Here is a 19,417-nt window from a genome sequence, read left to right on the forward strand (position 1 = left end):
CTAGCCGAGACTGAATTCCGTTGCCAATCCGTCGATTCCGGCCCGGATCGCCTGCAGCGCCGATTCGCGCGCCTTCAGTTTGGTCGCCACGTGGGAGCCGGTGTGCAACTGCGCCGCCGCAGCGGCGGCTTCCTGCGCCCTGGCGAGAACCTGGTCTTTCTCGACGATCTCGTCCAGCCAGCCCGCCGTGATCGTCTCGTCGCCGACGTAGATCGACGCCAGCGCCGCGCCGCGATGGAACGCCGCCGGCGTCAACCGCATCCGCATGATCTCGATCGCGGAGATCGGAATCGTCATCCCGATCGCCACCTCGATCGCCTGACACTTGGTCTTCGGCTGCCCGACGCGATGGTCGCCCGACAGCAGCAGGAAGGATCCCATCGCGATGGCCGAACCCGTCGCGGCCATGATCACCGGCGCGGGGAACGTCAGGCACCGCACCGACAACTCGAAGCCGCCGGCGAGCATGTCATGCGCGGCCTTCGCGTCGCCGGACTGGAACACCGCGAGGTCGAACCCGCCGCTGAACACCCGATCGTTGCCCGCCAGTACTACGGCCTTCGCGGCGTCCTTCTCCGCGCGGTCCAGGGCCTCGTTGATCGCGGCCTGCATGTCCGGACCCAGGACGTTGACCTTGCCGTCGTCCATGGTGATCGTCGCGACTGAATCATTGATTTCGTAGCCAACTGGGCTGGTCATCGCCTCTCCTTTGAGTACGTCAAGAATTTGGATCGATGTTACGTAACAGTGTTACGAAATCCAACCCGGGCACCGGCGAGTGGAGTAGTCGATTACGCACGACGCCCGACGGCCACCGTTGTAGGTTTGTTTCAGCCCGGCAGCGTAGGGGGCGGTACCGGGCTCCTAAAGCTTCAGTCGCACAGGCCCGCGCTAGCCGAGATCGCGTCGGTGCCTCGGCCGTCCGTTGATCACCTGGGTGTGCGCCTCATCGTCGTCATAGTTCGCATCGTCGTTGTGGACGACGTCCTGGGGAACCGGCCCATTGAACTGCGCTTCGCGCGGGGGCGTGATGAACGGCACCTCCTGCGGGCCGGTGCTGAACGGCACCTGACGCGGCGGCGTGTTGAACGGGATTTCGCGCGGGGGCGCGGGGCGCGGTGGCTGCGGCGCCGGTTGTTCAGTAGGGGATTTCACCTTGGCGGTCGTGAGGCGCTCGCGCATCTTGTCGGCCGCGGTGCGGACCCTGTTGATCTCGCTGCGCAGCACCTCTTCGCGGCTCTCGCTGGTGGCGTAGTGGTAGTAGGTCAACAGGTTTCGCAGCAGCTCGAGCTTCTGCTTCTCCTGTCGCGCGAGATCATGCGTCGTCAGCAGCTCCAGGCGTTCGACGGGATGCAGTGTGGCCCAGTCCAATACGGCTGCGGACCGGAACTGGCGACCGGCGCGCTTGGATCCCTTGGTCGTCGGCTGATCGGAGTAGGTGACCGCACCGTCGAACCGCGACGCAATGGTCTCTCCGAGCTCGCGGCGGTCCAGCGCCGAATCCCACACAATGCGAAATTCCTGCGACGGCGCCAGATACGGGATCTCCGCGGGCAGATTGAGCGGGACGATGTCGACGTAGCGATCCTCGTAGACGTTCTCGTACTTGCCGACGGTGGGAGGGTGGGCCCACTCGAATCGGATGCCGTACGCCGGTGTCTGACCGAAGTTCCTGACGACGAGTTCGACGAGGTGCCAGTCGTGGGCGGCGGGCTCCATGAACATCGCCACGTTCGGCTGCATGAGCTCTTCGGCGTGTGCTCTGGCCCGCTGGTATGCCCGCCACGCGTAGATCAACGCCGCGACGAGCACCATGACGGCCACCCAGGCGGCCAGTGCAATCCACCCGTGGGCCGAGACGTCGGTCACCTGCAGTGCCCGGAGGTCGGTTTCCACGTCCCGGTGTATATCACGGTCCGCGCGCCGCTACCGCATCAGAGAAATTTGCATCAACGTCATTTGCTGGAAAACCCCAGGAAGGTGGGTAAGCAGAGACGGGAGTGCTTATAGAGGCTTACGGCTACCTTGCCAGCTACGGCAACGGAACCTGGATGCCGGGACCGCCCGGCTCGCCGTGCAGCTCGATGAATTCGGGCACACAAGATGGGCGTCGACGGAAGGGGCGGGACGTCCGATTCGTTCGGTGCTGCCGGCGCGCGGTGTTCGGTCCACTGATCGCCTTCCCAATAGCGTTGGCAGTCACCGCCGTCGGGATCGGGTACCAGCCTGCGGACGTGGGGTCGTCATCGCGTCAGACGGGGTTAACCGCCCATCAACATGCGCCACTGATCCAGATTGCTAGCCCGGTATACATAATTCGTGCGCTTGACCTCCGACAGGGCCGCGCTGGGCTCCTGCGAATACCAGTGGCCAGGAAAGACTGTCGGATCGCCAGAAAGCTGTGCCAGCGCCTGCAGACTGCGGAACATCTCGTCGACGTCGCCGCCCGGGAAGTCGGTGCGCCCGCAGCCCTCCAGGAACAGTGTGTCGCCCGCGACGAGTCGGCCGTCGAGCAGGAAGCACTGGCTGCCGGGGGTGTGGCCGGGAGTATGCAGAAGCTCGATGTCGATGTCTCCGACCTTGACCACATCACCGTGCTGATGGTCCGTCAGCTCGCTGCGGGCGATGCCCGTGACACGTGAAACCCATTCAGCCTCAACACTATTGACGTGGACGGGTACGCTGACCCGCTCCAACAGCTCGGCGAGACCTTTCAGTTCGAAGCCCATCATCGAGCCGCCGACGTGGTCGGGGTGGTGATGGCTGACCAGTACGCCGGACAGGTGCATGCCGTCGGCCTCCAGCGCGTCGACCAGATCACCGGCGGCATACGCCGGATCGACGACGACGCAGTCGCCGGTCTCGCGGTCGCCGATCAGGTAGGCGAAGTTGCGCATCTGCTCGGCGATCATGTCGCCGGCGGCGAAATCCCTGCCGGACAGCAGCTGGCGGAAGTACAGGCGGTCGGTCATGCCGTAAGACTATTCAGTCGTTGCCGCGCAGCCGCACCATGCGGGTGGTGCTGCTTTCGTCGAGCTCGGCCACCTCGGCGCGGGAGCGCAGGAAATCGCTGAACGAGCGGAATCCCAGCGACTTCTCCGAGAACGACGGATCCATCCGCTTCATCTGCGCCTTGACCGCGGAGTTGTGCAGCCAGTCGGCGTCGTCCTTCTCGTGACCGATCCGCAGCGCCCGTTCAAGCAAAGCGGTCGCGGCGGCCTGCGGATCGGGTGCATCTGGCTCGGTCTCACCTTCGGCCGCCTTCTTGCGGGGCTTCTTCTTGGGCGGCTCGGTCACCGGCACACCCGGCAGCGCGTCGTAGGTGACGAACTCATCGCAGGCGGCGGTCAGCGACTTGCTGATCGAACCGGTGATCCCAATGCCGACGACGTAGCGGCCCAGGCGCTTGCAGCGTTGGGCCAGCGGGATGTAGTCGGAGTCCCCGGCCACGATGACGACGTGGGTGAGGTCGGGCAGCCGGAACATGTCCTCAACCGCGTCGACCGCCAGCCGGATGTCGGCACCGTTCTTGGCGTAAGCGGCGGCGGGAAACAGCTGAACCAGGTCGACGGCGCGGCCGACGAGTTGGCCCTGGTATTCGGCGTTGACGTCGGCCGACCAGTCCGCGTAGGCGCGCGTCAACACCAGCGTGCCGAACGAGGACGCGAAGTCGATGATCGCGCTGACGTCGACGGTCGCCTCGGTGAGCCGGCCGGGTTTGGTGTGAAATCCGGCGGCTTTGTCCTTCTGGAACGAGCTTCGACCGTGTATCTGGTCGTAGCGGGAGATGACGATGTTGTCGAAGTCGAGGTAGACGGCCACGCGCGGGGCGCCGGGTTCGGTCACTTGTACGTCCTATCACCACCAGCGGTTTGGCGAGCGTATCGCGGAGAATGTACCCTCTTTAAGGCCCACGACGAGACTGTCGGGGCAGGCCCCCTTAGCTCAGTCGGTAGAGCGTTTCCATGGTAAGGAAAAGGTCAACGGTTCGATTCCGTTAGGGGGCTCGGTGGACGGACCGGTTCGCCGGACTGGACTATCGGGGCGGTGTAGCTCAGCTGGTTAGAGCGCACGACTCATAATCGTGAGGTCGGGGGATCGAGTCCCCCCACCGCTACAAGACGTTAGAACCGCAAGACGAAGGACAAGAAGTGGCCTCCAGTACTGACGTACGGCCCAAGATCACCTTGGCGTGCGAGGTGTGCAAGCACCGCAACTACATCACGAAGAAGAACCGTCGCAACGATCCCGACCGGCTCGAGATCAAGAAGTTCTGCCCGAACTGCGGCAAGCACCAGGCGCACAAGGAATCGCGCTAGCGATCCCTAATCCGTGGGCGCTCGCCCCGGGTGACGGATAGGTCCACTGTGGCGCTGTCAGAGCAGATCGTCGGGATGCACTACCGCTATCCCGACCACTACGTCGTCGGGCGAGAGAAGCTGCGCGAGTACGCCGTCGCGGTGAAGAACGAGCACCCCGCGCACCACGACGAAGACGTCGCTGCGCAGCTTGGCCACTCCGCGATTCCGGCGCCGTTGACGTTCATCTCGGTGTTCGGCTACATGGCGCAGTTGGCATTCTTCGAAAACGCCAACATCGGCATCAGCGACATGAAGATCGTGCAGGTCGACCAGACGTTGAAGTTCCGCAAGCCGATTCATGCCGGCGACACGCTCTTCTGCGACGTCTACGTGGACTCCGTCCGGCAGGCGCACGGCGCCGACATCATCGTGACCAAGAACGTCGTCACCGACGACAAAGGCGAAATTGTCCAGGAGTCGTACACGACCCTGGCGGGGCGAACCGGGGAAGAAGGAGAAGAGGGTTTCAGCGATGGCACTGCGTGAGTTCGATTCGGTGAAGGTGGGCGACCTGCTTCCCGAAAAGACGATTCCCCTGACCCGAGGTGACCTGGTGAATTACGCCGGAGTGTCCGGCGATCTGAACCCCATCCACTGGGACGACGAGATCGCCAAGCAGGTCGGTCTGGACACCGCGATCGCGCACGGCATGCTCACCATGGGACTCGGCGGCGGATACGTCACCTCCTGGGTCGGCGACCCGGCGGCGGTCACCGAATACAACGTGCGTTTCACCGCGGTGGTGCCGGTTCCCAACGACGGCGTCGGCGCTGAAATCGTGTTCAATGGAAGGGTGAAATCCGTTGAGCCCGAAACGAAGTCGGTAACGATTGCGTTAACTGCCACCGCTGGCGGTAAGAAGATCTTCGGTCGCGCCGTCGCCACCGCGAAGCTGGCATGACCGATGGCGCTTAAGACAGACATCCGGGGGATGGTCTGGGAATACCCCGACACCTTTGTGGTGGGCCGGGAGCAGGTCCGCCAGTACGCCAAGGCGGTGAAGTCGGCCGCACCCGCCACCGTCGACGAGGTCGCGGCAGCGGAGCTCGGGCACGACGCCCTCATCGCGCCGCTGACCTTCGCGTCGATCTTCGCGGTGATGATCCAGAACCATTTCTTCCAGCACGTGGACGTCGGCCTGGAGACCATGCAGATCGTTCAGGTCGACCAGAAGTTCTTCTTTCACCGGCCGATCAAGGTCGGGGACGAGCTGAGGGGAACCATGCACATCGAGTCGGTGGTCGAGAAGTTCGGCGCCGACATCGTCACCACCCGCAACGTCTGCGCAGAGCTGGACGGCACGATCGTGATGGAGGCGTTCACCACCCTGATGGGCCATGAGGGCGACAACTCGATCTCGGTGAAATGGGACCCGGAGACGGGGCAGGTCGTCCGCACAGCTGGCAGCGAGAACGGCCACGTAGCGGATTAGTACCTCACGTGGGTGGCGCGCTACACTCGCTACTCGGGGTTTCCCCAGTCCAGCGCGCTGTCCGTCGGTTTCAGATCGACCGAACGGGGAGCGCGCGGTTTGTGTGAGCCCCGGAAACCGGCGATATCGCAGCGCCAGCGGTGTCAAGGTAAAGGGGCGTAGCTCAACTGGCAGAGCAGCGGTCTCCAAAACCGCAGGTTGCAGGTTCAAGTCCTGTCGCCCCTGCTCAACTGAATACTCGACACGGCGTGGACACTGGAAGGTGTCCACACAACTAGACGACCAGAACAAGGAAGGCATGCGGTGAGCGACGAGCGTGATCGTGACGGCTCCGCAGGGTCCGACGACACCGGCGGCAGCGGCGCGGTCGTAACCCGGCCTACTCGGCCCAGCGGCAAGCGGTCGCGCCGCGTAGCCAGCGGCGAGAACGTCAGCAGCGCCGTCGACCTGGAAACCGGCACCGAGGCGTCGCCGACCAAGAACGGCTCGGGCACGGCTAAGAAGACGGCCAAGAAGCGCGGCGACGGCTCCTCGAGCAACCCGTTCCTGTATGTCTGGAACTACCTGAAGCAGGTCGTCGCCGAGCTGCGCAAGGTCATCTGGCCGAACCGCAAGCAGATGGTCAGCTACACCATCGTGGTGCTGGTCTTCCTGGCGTTCATGGTGGCGCTGATCGGCGGAGTCGATTTGGGCGTCGGCAAGATCGTCATGTGGGTGTTCGGCTGACGTGGAAGTACTGAGAGGACTGACAAGTGACTAGCTTCGAGGGCGATACGCCTTCGGCCGTTTCCGAGGCAATCGCCGAAGCGGCAGATCCGGCGACCGTGATCGCAGACGAGGCGGCCGAGCGTCTGGAAGACAGCACGGCGGCCGAAGCCGTCGAAGACGCGGCACCAGTTGAGGTTGCCGAGCCCGAGGCCGCCCCCGAGGCGGCTCCGGAAGAAGACGAGGACGAGGACCCTGCGGTCGCGCTGAAGAAGGATCTGCGCCTGCGGCCCGGTGACTGGTACGTCATCCACAGCTACGCCGGCTACGAGAACAAGGTGAAGGCCAACCTCGAGACCCGCGTGCAGAACCTCGATGTCGGCGACTACATCTTCCAGGTCGAGGTGCCCACCGAAGAGGTCACCGAGATCAAGAACGGCCAGCGCAAGCAGGTCAACCGCAAGGTGCTACCCGGTTACATCCTGGTCCGCATGGAACTCAACGACGAGTCGTGGGGCGCGGTGCGCAACACGCCCGGCGTGACGGGCTTCGTGGGGGCGACGTCGCGGCCGTCGCCGCTCAGCCTCGACGACGTGGTGAAGTTCCTGCTTCCGCCGGCGTCGGCGAAGAAGCCGGCCAAGAGCACGGCGGGCGCCGCTGCGTCCTCCGAGGCCTCGTTGGAGCGTCCGGAGATCCTCGTCGACTTCGAGGTCGGCGAGTCGGTCACGGTCATGGACGGCCCGTTCGCGACGCTGCCCGCATCCATCAGCGAGGTCAACGCCGAGCAGCAGAAGCTCAAGGTGCTGGTGTCGATCTTCGGTCGCGAGACACCTGTCGAACTGACCTTTACTCAGGTCGCCAAGATCTAAAGACAAGTAAGAAAGAAAAGGAACCGAACACTCATGGCCCCGAAGAAGAAGGTCACTGGGCTGATCAAGCTGCAGATCCAGGCCGGAGCGGCCAACCCCGCCCCGCCAGTGGGTCCGGCGCTCGGCCAGCACGGCGTCAACATCATGGAGTTCTGCAAGGCGTACAACGCCGCGACGGAAAGCCAGCGCGGCAACGTCATCCCCGTGGAGATCACCGTCTACGAGGACCGCAGCTTCACGTTCGCGCTGAAGACCCCGCCCGCCGCCAAGCTGCTGCTGAAGGCCGCAGGCGTGCAGAAGGGTTCCGGCACCCCGCACACCACCAAGGTCGCCAAGGTGACCTGGGATCAGGTGCGCGAGATCGCCGAGACCAAGAAGGAAGACCTGAACGCCAACGACATCGACGCGGCGTCCAAGATCATCGCCGGCACCGCCCGGTCGATGGGGATCACGGTCGAATAGTTCGGCCGGTCCCGTGGGAGAGCTGGCATCGGCTCGCCAACCACACCTCTGAAACACAAGGAGATAGCAATGAGCAAGAACAGCAAGGCATATCGCGAAGCCGCGGAGAAGATCGACAAGGACAACCTGTACTCCCCGATCGAGGCTGTGCGCCTGGCCAAGGAGACGTCTTCGAAGAAGCAGGACGCGACCGTCGAGGTGGCGATCCGGCTGGGTGTCGATCCTCGCAAGGCCGACCAGATGGTGCGCGGCACCGTCAACCTGCCCAACGGCACCGGTAAGACGGCGCGCGTCGTGGTGTTCGCCGTGGGTGACAAGGCCGAGGCGGCGCTTGCTGCAGGCGCCGACGAGGTGGGCAGTGACGACCTGATCGAGAAGATTCAGGGCGGCTTCCTGGACTTCGACGCCGCGATCGCGACGCCGGACCAGATGGCCAAGGTGGGCAAGATCGCCCGTGTGCTGGGTCCGCGTGGCCTGATGCCGAACCCGAAGACCGGCACCGTGACTCCCGATGTCGCGAAGGCGGTTTCGGACATCAAGGGCGGAAAGATCAACTTCCGTGTCGACAAGCAGGCCAACCTGCACTTCGTGATCGGCAAGGCCTCCTTCGACGAGACGAAGCTGGCCGAGAACTACGGCGCCGCGCTCGACGAGGTCCTGCGCGCCAAGCCGTCGTCGTCGAAGGGTCGTTACCTAAAGAAGGTTGTCGTGTCGACGACGACCGGTCCCGGCATCCCCGTGGACCCAGCGGTGACGCGCAACTTCACCGAGGCGTAGCCGCGAGACGGCGGCAATCGGTTGATCCAGCAACACGATGCCGGCGCTGCTTTTGGAGTGTGACTAGCACCCGCGTCCCAATCACTACCAGCCCGGGGACGACAACTTCGCAAGGACAACAGGCCTCGGCCAATTTTCGCTGGGCAAATTTGCGATTCGGCCGATCCGCGCCCTTGCGTTATGTGATCGTTGTCGCATGCGTAAGGCCGGTCGGGTTGTCGTCCTGTTCCTCTTGAGCTTGCTGAGCACCGCCGTCCTCGGCGCAATGACAGCGCTGATGGCGGCGGTCAGTCTGGCCGCGACGGCGCTGATCGTGCCAGGGACCGGGACGCCCGACGCAAACAAAGTCGAGTTCTACATGGAGAACTTCCGCGATTACTACATGCAGACACCGTGTGAGCCCGACGGTTGCGCGGACGACCAGTTGTATGGCATCAACTACGACGCATCGTTCTGGCCGATACCTTTGCCGGGCTGGTGCGACCCCGGCCGCTGCGAGAAGTTCGACGTGTCGGTTGCGGGAGGTGTGGAGAACCTCCGCAACACACTCGGAGCCATCTCGACACTCGACCCCGACTTCGACGGGAGCGTCGTGATCGCCGGCTATTCGCAGGGCGGCCGCGTCGTCAGCATTGCGAAGACGAAAATCGCCAACGGCGAGTGGAACGACGTGCTCGACGAAATCGATTCCATCAAGTTCGTGTTCATCGGCAACCCGAACCGTCCGAACGGCGGCATCCTTTCGCGATTCGGCATTCTAGGGACCATCCCGATCTTGGATGTGACGACCGGACAACCCACGCCGACGGACACCACTTTTGAGACCGAAGATTGGGCCATCCGGTGGGAGGGCATCGCGGACTTCCCGCAGTATCTGCTGAATCCGTTGGCGGTGGTCAACTCAATTCTCGGCTTCACGTATGACCACGGCACCTACCTGGCGATCAACGAGGACAGCGATCCCGGTGAATTGCCCGCCGGATACTCCGTTGCCGAATGGCGGGAGCTCACCACGAACCCCGAGCTCTATCCCCAGAATGTCCAAATCCAGAAGCTGCCCGACAGCGACACCACCTACTACACCATTACGCCGAAGGTGTTGCCGCTCGTCCTTCCGCTGCACTCCATCCCGATCATCGGCAAGCCGATCGCGGACCTCTTCGAGCCTGCCCTGCGCGTGATCATCGAGGAGACCGGATATAACCGCAACATTCCGTTCGGCCAGCCCACGCGGATCGGGCTGTTCCCGATCTTCAACCCGTTCACGCTCGTCCTCAAGCTGATCCCCGCAATCTTCCAGGGCATCAACAACTTCCTCGCGAACTTCGGATTGGCGACGGAGATACCGCTGACCCCGCCGATACCGGTTCCCGAGGAGGACGAGGAGCAAGACGAAAATCTCGAGCAGTTCTCGTTGCTAAATAACTTTGACGATATGTCCGGAGCTAGATCAGGACTGTCGCTGGTGCAGGACACTGGTGGCGTCGAGCAGCAGCTTGACGGCGACGAGAAGACTGCTTCCCTCGGTCCCGACAGCGAAGAAGAGGTCACGCTTCCCGAAATCGTCGAGACGCCCAACGCCGACACGGCCGGACTCGAAGGCGCCGGGCTCCAGCAGGTCCCCGCGGACAATCTGGATGGACTGAACGAAGAAGACAACAACCCCGACCAGGGCGACCCCAACCAGCTCGACCCCAACGAGGGCACCCAAATAGTCATCAAGGATCCGGAAGAGAACCAGGATCTGGATGGCAACAAGTTCGACGCAAACGGTGGCAGCGTGTCGTTGAACTTCTCACCGAACAAGCCCGAGGGCGCACCGGCCGGTGGCGAGGACGCCGATCCGCTCAACCCGGTCGATCCCGAGGGCGTCGAGGGCGTCGAGGGCGCGGAAGGCGCAGAGGGTGCGGAGGGCACAGAGCCGGCGGCTGCCTGACTAGTCGCCAGCCGTTATATCCGCGACAGCCAGCTGCCCGCCACACTCGCCGTAGCGCCTGCGCAGGAACTGCCGGGCCGGGTCCGAACCGGCTCGGTCCAACGCCTGCAGATACCACTGCTGCGCCTCCACATGTCGACCCGCCCGTCGCAGCAGGTCGGCGCGAATCGATGCCACGGTGTTCATGCGGGCCAGCCGCGGATCGGCGGCGACGTCGTCCAGCGCTACCAGGCCCGCATCGAACCCATCGAGAAACCCGACCGCGAGGGCGCGGTTCGCCTTGGCAACCGGAGAGTTGGTGATTGCGATCAGCCGGTCATACGCAAGACGGATTCCTGCCCAGTCGGTGTCCTCCCATCGCGGCGCTGTCGCATGCAGCGCTGCGATCACCGCCTGCGGCAGGTAGGGCCCGGTCGAGCCCTCAGCACATCGAAGGCGATCCAGGCCACGAGCGATCTTCTCCCGATCCCATCGGTTGCGTTCCTGCTCGTCCAGCGGCACCAGCGCGCCGCCGGCGTCAACACGGTTCTGTCGTCGGGAGTCGTGTAACAGCAGCAGCGCGGCCAGCGCGTGCCCGTCGCGCTCGCCGGGCATCAAGGAACAGACCTCGCCCGCCAATCGGACCGCTTCATCGCACAGCTCGTCGCGGATCGCCGACGGTCCCGCCGTCGACCAGTAGCCCTCGGTGAACACCGAGTAGATGCAGGCCAGCACATGCGGTGTGCGCTGCGGCAGCAACTCGGGCGGCGGCACCCGCAGCGGGATATTGGCATGCCGAATCTTGTTCTTGGCCCTGGTAATTCGCTGCCCAACGGCCGCCTCGGACTGTAGCAGCGCGCGGCTTATCTCGCGGACCGTGAGCCCGGAGATCAATCGCAGCGTCAGGGCCAACTGCGACTGCGAACCCAGTGCCGGATGAGCGCAGGTGAACATCATCCGCAGTTCGTCGTCGCGAATGCGGTGCGGTACGCCCGTGCGATCGGTGCGGGCGGATATGTCGTCGATCACCGCAGCGAGTTCCTTTCCGGGCCTGACGGATTCACGGCGCAGCCGATCCAGCGCACGGTTGCGCGCGACTGTGACGATCCATCCGCCGGGATTGTCGGGCACGCCGTCGCGGGGCCAGGAGCGTAGCGCGTCGGCGAATGCCTCCTGGACAGCGTCTTCCGCGACGGTGAGATCACCGGACCAGCGCGCCAGTGCCGCCACCGCCGAACCCCACTCGCGTCGAAAGACGCCGTCCAGGTTGGTCATTCGGCTACTACAGGCCAGAGACGCCCATGAGCTGACGGAGTTCGATGGTGGTCGCCGGAATCATCACCGCAGTCTTGATGGCCTCGTCCCGGTCGGCAACGTTGAGAATGTGGTAGCCGTTGGCTACCTCGGCGCCCTCGATGTACGGTCCGTCGGTCAGCACCAGCTCGCCGTCACGCATTCGCACCGTCGTCGCCGTCGATGGCAGGTGCAGCGGCGCACCGCCGTTGGCGCGATCGCCCACCTGTGCGGCGAACTTCCCGTGTTGTCCGGCGATTTCGTTCCACTCGGGGGTACCCGGCGCGAGAACGGAGTCAGCGGGCTCGAGCAGCAGCGCGATCCAGTTGTTGTCGAGCGGTTTGGTGGGCGGCATGTACTCCACCATCGGCCACACCTCGACGGCGCCGTTCTGGCAGGCGGGAATGGCCGCTGCGATGGCCAACGCCTCGTCGAGATTCTCAGCCTCGAAGACGTAATAGCCGCCGGCCACCTGGGCTGCCTCGGCGAACGGTCCGTCGGTGATCACAGGCGCGTCGGCGCCGCCGGTGATCCGGGCACCCGTGGCTGATGGGACGAGGGCGTCGCCGGCGCGGATCGCGGAGCCGTAATCGGCGTGAAAGGTCTCATAGGCCGAGATGATCTCGGCTTGGGTGGCGGCGTCGGGCTCGTCGGTGGACTCGGGTCCCAGCAGTAGGGCGAAGTAGTACATGGCGTCACCTTCCGGATGCGAGCAGAACCCTGTGTTCCACTCTCTACCAAGACGACGAACCACGCCGCGGGGATCCGACAACCCGCAGAGAGGACTACTCGGTAGGTCGCATAACTACGCGGCTACGGCGCCCGGCTTCAGATAGGTGACCAGGCTGACATCGATCGACTCGTCGATGAAGTAGTACTGCGCGCCCAACAGATACCGCATGTAGCGGTGGTAGTTCTCCTCGTCAGTGGCGGCGATCGCCGCTTCCTTGTTGCGCTCCAGCCGGTCGGCCCAGATGCCGAGGGTCTTGATGTAGTGGTTGCGCAGCGACTTCGGCTCGGGCACCACGAAGCCGGCCTTCTCGCCGTGCTCGACCATCATCTGCGTGGTCGGCAAGCGACCGCCCGGGAAGATCTCGGTGATGATGAACTTGACGAACCGGGCCAATTCGAACGTCAGCTTCTTGCCGCGCTCGGCCAAGTCGTAGGGGTGGTAACCGACGCTGCTCTGGACGGTCATGCGGCCGTCATCGGGCAGGATGTCGAAGCAGGTTTTGAAATAGTCGTCGTACCGCTCGAAGCCGAAGTGCTCAAAAGCCTCGATCGAGACGATCCGGTCGACGGGGGAGTGGAACTGCTCCCAACCCTCCAGCCGCACGTCGAACGTGCGCTCGCTGTCCACGTTGGCCAGCAGCTGGTCGCAGTAGGCCTTCTGGTTCTTCGAAAGCGTCAGGCCGATGACGTTGACGTCGTACTTCTCCATCGCCCGCTGCAGGGTCAGGCCCCAGCCGCAGCCGACCTCGAGCAGGGTCATGCCGGGCTTGAGGTCCAGCGCGTCGAGGTGCTGGTCGACGTTGGCGATCTGCGCCTCGGACAGCGTCACGTGGGGGCTGGTGAAGAACGCGCAGCTGTACTTGCGCGTCGGGTCCTGGAACACGCCGAAGAAGTCGTCCGACAGGTCGTAGTGATGCTGGATGTCCTCGAAGTGAGGAGTCATATCCTTGGTGCCGGTGGAGTTGTCAGACATGATTCGCTAGTTGGCCTTCCTGGTGACGTCTACGGATTCGTCACTGTGATCTGGTCGTACACCCTAGCGTTTGACGCGGGTCAGGCCCTAATTCGACTCCTGTTTGGCGAGCGTGAATTGGTTGACGTCGATATAGCCCATCCGAAAGCCCCTGGCGCAGCCCGTTAGGTAGTGCATATAGCGGTCGTAGACCTCCTCAGACTGCACGGCGATCGCGTCGTCCCTGTGCGCCTCGAGCGCGGCGGACCAGGTTTCCAGCGTGCGCGCATAGTGCAGCTGCAGCGATTGGCGGCGGGTCAGCGTGAATCCGGCCGGGGTCGCGTGCTGGGAGACCTTCTCGATCGACGGCAGCCGCCCACCGGGGAAGATCTCGGTGAGAATGAATTTAACGAACCGCGCCACCTCGAACGTCAGCGGAATCTTGCGCTCCGCCATCTGCGGCAGCGTCAACGCGGTGATGGTGTGCAGCAGCAACACACCGTCGTCGGGCAGCGCCCGATAGGCCATCGCGAAGAAATCGTCGTAGCGGTCGAACCCGAAGTGCTCGAACGCTCCGATGCTCACAATGCGGTCGACGGGCTCGTCGAACTGCTCCCAGCCCTGCAGCAAAACCCGCTTCTCGCGTGGACTGTCCGAATTCGCGAAAACCTTTTCCACATGGGCCTTTTGGTTCTCGCTCAAGGTCAGCCCGACCACGTTGACGTCGTAGCGCTCGAGCGCGCGCAGCATGGTCGAACCCCAGCCGCAACCGACGTCGAGCAACGTCATGCCGGGCTGCAGCCCCAACTTGCCCAGTGCGAGGTCGATCTTGGCGAGCTGGGCTTCTTCCAGCGTCATGTCGTCACGCTCGAAATAGGCGCAGCTGTAGGTCTGGCTGGGATCCAGCCACAGGCGGAAAAACTCGTCGGACAGGTCGTAATGCGCCTGTACGTCGTCGAAATGCGGTTCTAACTTGCGGGCAACAGCCATCGGTTCGGTGCCTTTCTGGGGCGGATCAGCAGCCCTACCGTCATCGCCGTTGACAGCTCGCAAAGCCCTGAAGCACTCGGCGTCGAATCTAGACCTGATCGTTCGCGGCCACTAATTGCGAGTGAAAGATCACACCGCTTACACAGCTGGAAACCACTACGCTGCCGAAAAATTCGTCTTCAGTTCACCGACGATGTCGTCCCACAGTTCGCGCGGCAACTCGTGTCCCATGCCGTCGAAGAGCACCAGTCGCGCACCCTTGATCGCGCGGGCCACCGCACGTCCGCCGAACGGGCGCATCAGCTTGTCGGCCTTGCCGTGGAGGACGACGGTGGGCGCGGTGATCTGGCGGTTGTAGTGCAGCAGGCTGCCGCTGCCCATGATCGCCGCGAACTGGCGACCGATGCCCGCCGGGTAGTAGGCGCGGTCGTAACCCTCGATCGCCTCGGCGCGGACACGCTCGTGAGGCGCGGGATAGCCGGGACTGCCGATGATCTTGCTGACGCGGATCGCGTTCTCGATGATCGCCTCGCGGGTCGTGCCCTTGGGTCGCTGCAGAATGGCCAGCAGTTGTTTGGGGCCGGGCGGCGGCAGCACCGCCTGGTTGTTACTCGAGAAGATGATGGCCAGCGTCTTCGTGCGCACCTTGTGCCGGGCGGCGAAGACCTGCGCGATCATGCCGCCCATCGACGCGCCGACGATATGGGCCGCGTCGATCTTCAGGTGGTCGAGCAGGGCGGCGGCGTCATCAGCGACGTCCTCGAGCGTGTACACGGCCGGGCTCTTGAGCCCGAGGAAGGACCGCACCATCCGTGGCGCGAGCGCCGCGCCGGAGTGCTGTCCCGTCACCTTGGACGACAGCCCGACATCGCGGTTGTCGTAGCGGATGACGCGCAAACCCTGATTGACGAGCATCTCGCAGAACTCCGTGCGCCACAACAACAATTGCGCACCGAGGCCCATGATGAGCAGCACCGCTGGGTCGTTCGGGTCGCCCATGTCCTCGTAGTAGATGTCGAGCTCGCCCGATCTGGCGGTACCGGTACGAACGTGCAACTCAGGCCTCGACTTCTTCCGTGTGCTCCCTACTGACCTCGACCATGAAGTTGGCGAAGTACCCCGTCAACTGCGGGTCGGTCATCATCTGCCACTTGGGCGCGAGCAGCTTCATGTAGCGCTCCACGTAGAGGAACTGCTTGCCGATCAGCACCAGCTCGCGCGGCAGCTTCACGTCGTACGCGTCGGCCAGAGTCGAAAGTTGTTTCCCGATCTCGGCGTAGCTCATATCGCCCAGCGACGACATGGTCAGCGGAGTCGCGAACTTCTCCAGATCCTTGGCGGCCTGGGCTTCGGGCTTCATGGTGCCGACCGCGCCCATCAGGACGACGATCTTGCCCGCCGCGGCGTGATCCTTCTTCACCAGCAGCGCGTACACGAGCTCTCTGAGGAGCCACCGCGTGCGAGGGTCGATGCGGCCCATGATGCCGAAGTCGAGGAACACGATCTTGCCGTCGGGGTCGACGAACAAGTTGCCCGCGTGCAGGTCGCCGTGGAACAGGCCGTGCCGCAATCCGCCCTCGAAGACGCTGAACAGCAACGCCTTCACGAGTTCGGTGCCGTCGAAACCGGCCTTGCGAATCGCCGCGACGTCGTCGATACGGACACCGGTGACGCGCTCCATGGTGAGCACCCGCGCGCTCGTCAGATCCCAATAGACCTGCGGCACACGAATGTTCTTGCCCAACGGCGAGGAGTGCATGTGCGACACCCACGCGTCCATCGACTGCGCTTCGAGCCGGAAATCCAGCTCCTCGGCGAGATTGTCGGCGAAATCGGCGACGACGTCCTGAGCCGACAGCCGCTGCCCGAGCTTGGCGAACTCCACAAGACGCGCACCACGTTTGAGGATCTGTAGGTCGGCGGCGACGCGGCGACGGATGCCGGGTCGCTGGATCTTGACGACGACTTCTTCGCCGCTGTGCAACGTCGCATAGTGCACCTGGGCGATCGATGCCGACGCGAACGGTTTCTCGTCGAACTTCGCGAACAGGTTGGTCGGCTCGTCGCCGAGCTCCTCCTGGAACAGCTTGTGCACTTCGTCTTCGTCGGCGGGCGGGACCGCGTCGAGCAGGCTGCGGAACTCACGGCTCATCTGCTCGCCAAAAGCGCCCGGGCTGGAGGCGATGATCTGGCCGAACTTGACGTAGGTGGGGCCGAGGTCGGCGAACGTCTGCGGAATCTGCTGGATGATCTTCTGCTGCAGCGAGCCCTTGCCGGTGAGCGTGCTGAGGACTCGCGCGCCTGTGCGGGTGATCTGCCAGCCGGTCGCGCCGACGCGGGCTGCCTCGATCGGCAGCGGTACGCGGTCCAGCTTCGCCACCTCGCGGGGTTTCGAGGTACTCATAGGGGTCAGTGTCTCAAAATCGGCGATGAGCCGCGAAAACGTGTGGAACGGGTCACAGTCGCTACGCGAAGCTGTGCTCCACCTCTTCGCGGGAGAGCACCGGATCGTCGCCGAGCGTGTACTCCGGCAGCGTGTGCTTGACCGTCGTCCCGGATTTGACCCTGGCCTGGGCCTGCCGGAATTCCGGTGCCGGGCCGGCCGCGACGTGTAGGCCGTTGATGATGCTCCACACGACGGCGCGCCTGGCCGTGCGTTCGACGATGTTGGGATCGCGATGCTGGATCAGCTGCTTGGCCCACTTCGGCATGGTGTCGCGGATGGCCCAATCGATCGCACTGTGCGGCATCGGGAGATTGGACCCGGTGGACATCGCCATACCGTGGGTGACCGCAAGCCGGGGCAGGTACGACTTCAGGCACTCCAGGGTCTCGGCCTTGGTGGTGGGCAGGTCGGTGCCGCCGAGTGCATGTCCGACGCGAACGAACTCGCCGTAATAGTCGTCGATCTTCTTACCGCGCAGCGGGTTCGGGTGATACAGCTCGTGTGCGGTGGCCAGGCCCCAGACGACCGTCGCATAGTTCCAGCGCAGCCATTCGGGATCGTCGGCGTCGTAGGTAGCGCCGTCGGGTCGGGTGCCCTTGATGGTGTGGTGCATCGAGCGCACCGACTTGGCCAGTCGCTCGGCGGTCTCGCTCGAGCCGTACGCCGTCCCGATGAAGAACGCCACGGAGTGACCGAGTCGCACCGAGGCGCCCTGGGGATCGATCTCGGGGACGGCCGTTCCGTTCTCGTCGCGTTTGACCAGTCGCGAATGGTGCATGCCCATCCAGTAGATCGACGGGTCCAGTCGCTCGAGGTACGCCGCGCACTGGAGGCCGAAGATGAGCGCGTGCATGTGTGAATGCACGTGCCAGACGGCGCTGCCGGGTCCGAACCAGCCGGGATCGGCGACGGGTGCGGCGAACTCCATGCCGCGGAAGAAGTGCTTGCGTACACCCTCGTCGAAGCGCTGGTTGACGAACTGCCCGACCATTTGGTGCGGCAGGTACACGGTGGTTCCCTTCGAAGTTCTGGTCACAGCTGTAGCCAGAATACTATTTGGACACGGATGTGACCAGAGTTGGCGGGTTCGGCCTACCCTGTGTTGGTGTCCAGTCCGACCCGATGGGCCGGCGTGCCGCTGACCGACCGGCGCGCCGAACGTCGAGCGCAGTTGATCGACGCGGCGTTCCGTCTGTTCGGCGACGGGGGTGAGGCCGCGATCGCCGTGCGTTCGGTGTGTCGCGAGTGTGGGCTGAACACGCGCTATTTCTACGAGAGTTTCGCGGACACCGACGATCTGCTCGGCGCGGTCTACGACCAGGTCAGTGCTCAGCTCGGAGCGGTGGTGGAGGCGGCGATCGCAGGGTCGGGCGATTCGCTTCGGGACCGGACACGAGCCGGGATCGCTGCGGTGCTCGGGTTCAGCTCGGCCGACCCGCGTCGCGGACGGATCCTGTTCACCGACGCGCGCGCCAATCCGGTGCTCGCCGCGCGCCGGACGGCGACCCAGGATCTGCTTCGCGAGGGCGTGCTGACCGAGGGTTGGCGGTTGAATCCGGGCTCGGATCCTGTTGCGGCGCAAGTAGGTGCGGCGTTGTACACCGGCGCGATGGCCGAGCTTGCTCAGCAGTGGCTGGCCGGGAACCTGGGCGACGATCTCGACTCGGTGGTCGAGTACGCGGTGCAGACGGTCCTGCGCTGAGCGTCGAACATATGTTCTAATTGGGCCATGTCCCTAGATACTCTGGCACCCGAAGCGCAGTCCACCTATTTCGACACGCCGGCTCCCGTCGCCGAAGAGGCCGTCGAGGAGAAGCCGAAGAAGGCCCCGGCCAAGAAGCCGGCTGCGAAGAAGCCGAAGACGCTGGAGCTGACGTTGACGGTCACCGGTACGGCCGATGGAGAATGGCGGGCCGAACTGAAGCAGGGGACCACCTATCGAGCGCGGAATCTCGCGGTCGCGGCCGCGGCCGTCTCACGCGCCGCGAAGGAATTGCATGAGGATCTCTCGGCCCCGATCGACGAACTGATCGAGGAGGCACGCACCCAGCAGGCCGCCAAGGTCGCCGCCCTCGAAGCCGAACTGGAAGCCGCCCGCAAGGCCCTCGCCGAGCTGGAGTGACGTCTGTCCGGGGAGTATGTCGTAGTGACAAGCTCTGAGCGACAGAGTCGCTGATGTTGGTGGTGGCGGTAGTAATTGAGCGACAAAGTCGCTGCGAGGTTGGCGCACAGGCATATTGGTCCGGGAGGGAGGGCGGCCGGGAGACCAGGGGTCTGGCGTGCACCGCTCTCGCACTCCACCGCGCTGAGATGGCGCCGAGAACGTGAGGTCCCTCTAGGGAAGTATGTCGTGGCGCCAAGCTCTGAGCGACATAGTCGCTGATGTTGGTCGCCGCGGTAGTAGTTGAGCGACAAAGTCGCTGTGAGGTTGGCAAGAAGGCATATTGGGCCGGGAGACCGGAGCGGTATCCCCAATGAGCCGT

The 19,417-nt window shown here is 64.1% G+C and carries 23 protein-coding genes and 3 tRNA genes; 14 read left to right on the top strand and 12 right to left on the bottom strand.

All coding sequences use genetic code 11. The features are described from left to right. The 5 genes from BST47_RS06335 to BST47_RS06355 all read right to left on the bottom strand — a co-directional run bounded on the left by BST47_RS06335 (window position 1) and on the right by BST47_RS06355 (window position 3,846). The gene (locus BST47_RS06335; protein ID WP_083124436.1) at window positions 1-699 is read right to left on the bottom strand and encodes a crotonase/enoyl-CoA hydratase family protein; all 699 of its coding nucleotides are present in this window, start codon (window positions 697-699) and stop codon (window positions 1-3) included. Between the two features lie 192 nt (window positions 700-891). Further along, window positions 892-1,896 (bottom strand): DUF8453 domain-containing protein, encoded by a 1,005-nt coding sequence (locus BST47_RS06340; RefSeq protein WP_083124438.1) that lies wholly within the window; start codon window positions 1,894-1,896, stop codon window positions 892-894. A gap of 59 nt (window positions 1,897-1,955) precedes the next feature. Next, window positions 1,956-2,225, bottom strand: coding sequence for a DUF2510 domain-containing protein (locus BST47_RS06345; RefSeq protein WP_083125088.1), 270 nt, complete (start codon window positions 2,223-2,225; stop codon window positions 1,956-1,958). A 36-nt stretch (window positions 2,226-2,261) separates the two neighbouring features. Beyond that, entirely contained in the window at window positions 2,262-2,972 is a 711-nt protein-coding gene (locus BST47_RS06350) for an MBL fold metallo-hydrolase (RefSeq protein ID WP_083124440.1), read from the bottom strand. Window positions 2,973-2,985: 13 nt separating this feature from the next. Then, a complete protein-coding gene (locus BST47_RS06355; RefSeq protein WP_083124442.1) occupies window positions 2,986-3,846 on the bottom strand; it encodes an NYN domain-containing protein in 861 nt (286 codons plus the stop codon). Window positions 3,847-3,934: 88 nt separating this feature from the next. On the opposite strand from BST47_RS06355, the gene BST47_RS06360 reads away from it, so the two are divergent. The 12 genes from BST47_RS06360 to BST47_RS06415 all read left to right on the top strand — a co-directional run bounded on the left by BST47_RS06360 (window position 3,935) and on the right by BST47_RS06415 (window position 10,542). Continuing rightward, window positions 3,935-4,007, top strand: a tRNA-Thr gene (locus tag BST47_RS06360). Window positions 4,008-4,043: 36 nt separating this feature from the next. Then, window positions 4,044-4,117 (top strand) — tRNA-Met (locus tag BST47_RS06365). A gap of 34 nt (window positions 4,118-4,151) precedes the next feature. After that, window positions 4,152-4,319 carry a 50S ribosomal protein L33 gene (rpmG, locus tag BST47_RS06370; protein ID WP_003929651.1) on the top strand — a complete coding sequence of 56 codons (168 nt, stop codon included), beginning with the start codon at window positions 4,152-4,154 and terminating at the stop codon, window positions 4,317-4,319. 48 nt (window positions 4,320-4,367) lie between these two features. Beyond that, window positions 4,368-4,847 (top strand): (3R)-hydroxyacyl-ACP dehydratase subunit HadA, encoded by a 480-nt coding sequence (gene hadA / locus BST47_RS06375; protein WP_083124444.1) that lies wholly within the window; start codon window positions 4,368-4,370, stop codon window positions 4,845-4,847. After that, window positions 4,834-5,262 (top strand): (3R)-hydroxyacyl-ACP dehydratase subunit HadB, encoded by a 429-nt coding sequence (gene hadB / locus BST47_RS06380; protein ID WP_083124446.1) that lies wholly within the window; start codon window positions 4,834-4,836, stop codon window positions 5,260-5,262. Before hadA ends, hadB begins: the two co-directional genes overlap by 14 nt. 3 nt (window positions 5,263-5,265) lie before the next feature. Next, window positions 5,266-5,793 carry a (3R)-hydroxyacyl-ACP dehydratase subunit HadC gene (hadC, locus tag BST47_RS06385; protein WP_083124448.1) on the top strand — a complete coding sequence of 176 codons (528 nt, stop codon included), beginning with the start codon at window positions 5,266-5,268 and terminating at the stop codon, window positions 5,791-5,793. Between the two features lie 152 nt (window positions 5,794-5,945). Further along, window positions 5,946-6,018, top strand: a tRNA-Trp gene (locus tag BST47_RS06390). Between the two features lie 78 nt (window positions 6,019-6,096). After that, entirely contained in the window at window positions 6,097-6,519 is a 423-nt protein-coding gene (gene secE, locus BST47_RS06395) for a preprotein translocase subunit SecE (protein WP_083124450.1), read from the top strand. Between the two features lie 26 nt (window positions 6,520-6,545). Further along, window positions 6,546-7,367, top strand: coding sequence for a transcription termination/antitermination protein NusG (nusG, locus tag BST47_RS06400; RefSeq protein WP_083124452.1), 822 nt, complete (start codon window positions 6,546-6,548; stop codon window positions 7,365-7,367). Between the two features lie 33 nt (window positions 7,368-7,400). Then, window positions 7,401-7,829, top strand: coding sequence for a 50S ribosomal protein L11 (gene rplK, locus BST47_RS06405; protein ID WP_083124454.1), 429 nt, complete (start codon window positions 7,401-7,403; stop codon window positions 7,827-7,829). A 69-nt stretch (window positions 7,830-7,898) separates the two neighbouring features. Beyond that, window positions 7,899-8,606 (top strand): 50S ribosomal protein L1, encoded by a 708-nt coding sequence (gene rplA / locus BST47_RS06410; protein ID WP_083124456.1) that lies wholly within the window; start codon window positions 7,899-7,901, stop codon window positions 8,604-8,606. 196 nt (window positions 8,607-8,802) lie between these two features. Beyond that, entirely contained in the window at window positions 8,803-10,542 is a 1,740-nt protein-coding gene (locus tag BST47_RS06415) for a PE-PPE domain-containing protein (RefSeq protein ID WP_083124458.1), read from the top strand. On the opposite strand, the gene BST47_RS06420 is transcribed toward BST47_RS06415, so the two are convergent. The 7 genes from BST47_RS06420 to BST47_RS06450 form a co-directional block, all read right to left on the bottom strand. Next, on the bottom strand, window positions 10,543-11,796 hold the full coding sequence (locus BST47_RS06420) for an RNA polymerase sigma factor (RefSeq protein ID WP_083124460.1): 1,254 nt from the start codon (window positions 11,794-11,796) through the stop codon (window positions 10,543-10,545). It lies immediately after the preceding gene. 7 nt (window positions 11,797-11,803) lie between these two features. Beyond that, window positions 11,804-12,505 (bottom strand): YciI family protein, encoded by a 702-nt coding sequence (locus tag BST47_RS06425; RefSeq protein WP_083124462.1) that lies wholly within the window; start codon window positions 12,503-12,505, stop codon window positions 11,804-11,806. 114 nt (window positions 12,506-12,619) lie between these two features. Then, complete coding sequence (locus BST47_RS06430) at window positions 12,620-13,519, bottom strand: cyclopropane mycolic acid synthase family methyltransferase (RefSeq protein WP_083124464.1); 900 nt, start codon at window positions 13,517-13,519, stop codon at window positions 12,620-12,622. An 87-nt stretch (window positions 13,520-13,606) separates the two neighbouring features. Beyond that, window positions 13,607-14,488, bottom strand: coding sequence for a cyclopropane mycolic acid synthase family methyltransferase (locus BST47_RS06435; RefSeq protein WP_083125089.1), 882 nt, complete (start codon window positions 14,486-14,488; stop codon window positions 13,607-13,609). Window positions 14,489-14,644: 156 nt separating this feature from the next. Further along, on the bottom strand, window positions 14,645-15,544 hold the full coding sequence (locus BST47_RS06440; protein ID WP_083124466.1) for an alpha/beta fold hydrolase: 900 nt from the start codon (window positions 15,542-15,544) through the stop codon (window positions 14,645-14,647). Between the two features lies 1 nt (window position 15,545). Beyond that, window positions 15,546-16,892, bottom strand: a complete 1,347-nt coding sequence (locus BST47_RS06445) for an ABC1 kinase family protein (protein ID WP_083124468.1) — start codon at window positions 16,890-16,892, stop codon at window positions 15,546-15,548. Between the two features lie 61 nt (window positions 16,893-16,953). Then, window positions 16,954-17,943 (bottom strand): oxygenase MpaB family protein, encoded by a 990-nt coding sequence (locus tag BST47_RS06450; protein ID WP_083124470.1) that lies wholly within the window; start codon window positions 17,941-17,943, stop codon window positions 16,954-16,956. 96 nt (window positions 17,944-18,039) lie between these two features. On the opposite strand from BST47_RS06450, the gene BST47_RS06455 reads away from it, so the two are divergent. Both BST47_RS06455 and BST47_RS06460 read left to right on the top strand, forming a co-directional pair. Beyond that, a complete protein-coding gene (locus BST47_RS06455; protein ID WP_083125090.1) occupies window positions 18,040-18,636 on the top strand; it encodes a TetR/AcrR family transcriptional regulator in 597 nt (198 codons plus the stop codon). Window positions 18,637-18,663: 27 nt separating this feature from the next. Next, on the top strand, window positions 18,664-19,056 hold the full coding sequence (locus BST47_RS06460; RefSeq protein ID WP_083124472.1) for a DUF6319 family protein: 393 nt from the start codon (window positions 18,664-18,666) through the stop codon (window positions 19,054-19,056). Window positions 19,057-19,417: the final 361 nt, after the last annotated feature.

The organism is Mycolicibacterium tusciae, assembly GCF_002086795.1.
Classification (GTDB): domain Bacteria; phylum Actinomycetota; class Actinomycetes; order Mycobacteriales; family Mycobacteriaceae; genus Mycobacterium; species Mycobacterium tusciae.

Bases quoted from the DNA above. Each gene is read 5' to 3' on its own strand.
- BST47_RS06335 (WP_083124436.1), bottom strand. From the start codon at position 699: ATGACCAGCCCAGTTGGCTACGAAATCAATGATTCAGTCGCGACGATC.
- BST47_RS06435 (WP_083125089.1), bottom strand. From the start codon at position 14,488: ATGGCTGTTGCCCGCAAGTTAGAACCGCATTTCGACGACGTACAGGCG.
- BST47_RS06430 (WP_083124464.1), bottom strand. From the start codon at position 13,519: ATGTCTGACAACTCCACCGGCACCAAGGATATGACTCCTCACTTCGAG.
- rplA (WP_083124456.1), top strand. From the start codon at position 7,899: ATGAGCAAGAACAGCAAGGCATATCGCGAAGCCGCGGAGAAGATCGAC.
- BST47_RS06420 (WP_083124460.1), bottom strand. From the start codon at position 11,796: ATGACCAACCTGGACGGCGTCTTTCGACGCGAGTGGGGTTCGGCGGTG.
- BST47_RS06445 (WP_083124468.1), bottom strand. From the start codon at position 16,892: ATGAGTACCTCGAAACCCCGCGAGGTGGCGAAGCTGGACCGCGTACCG.
- BST47_RS06350 (WP_083124440.1), bottom strand. From the start codon at position 2,972: ATGACCGACCGCCTGTACTTCCGCCAGCTGCTGTCCGGCAGGGATTTC.
- BST47_RS06460 (WP_083124472.1), top strand. From the start codon at position 18,664: ATGTCCCTAGATACTCTGGCACCCGAAGCGCAGTCCACCTATTTCGAC.
- rplK (WP_083124454.1), top strand. From the start codon at position 7,401: ATGGCCCCGAAGAAGAAGGTCACTGGGCTGATCAAGCTGCAGATCCAG.
- BST47_RS06425 (WP_083124462.1), bottom strand. From the start codon at position 12,505: ATGTACTACTTCGCCCTACTGCTGGGACCCGAGTCCACCGACGAGCCC.
- hadC (WP_083124448.1), top strand. From the start codon at position 5,266: ATGGCGCTTAAGACAGACATCCGGGGGATGGTCTGGGAATACCCCGAC.
- BST47_RS06415 (WP_083124458.1), top strand. From the start codon at position 8,803: ATGCGTAAGGCCGGTCGGGTTGTCGTCCTGTTCCTCTTGAGCTTGCTG.
- hadB (WP_083124446.1), top strand. From the start codon at position 4,834: ATGGCACTGCGTGAGTTCGATTCGGTGAAGGTGGGCGACCTGCTTCCC.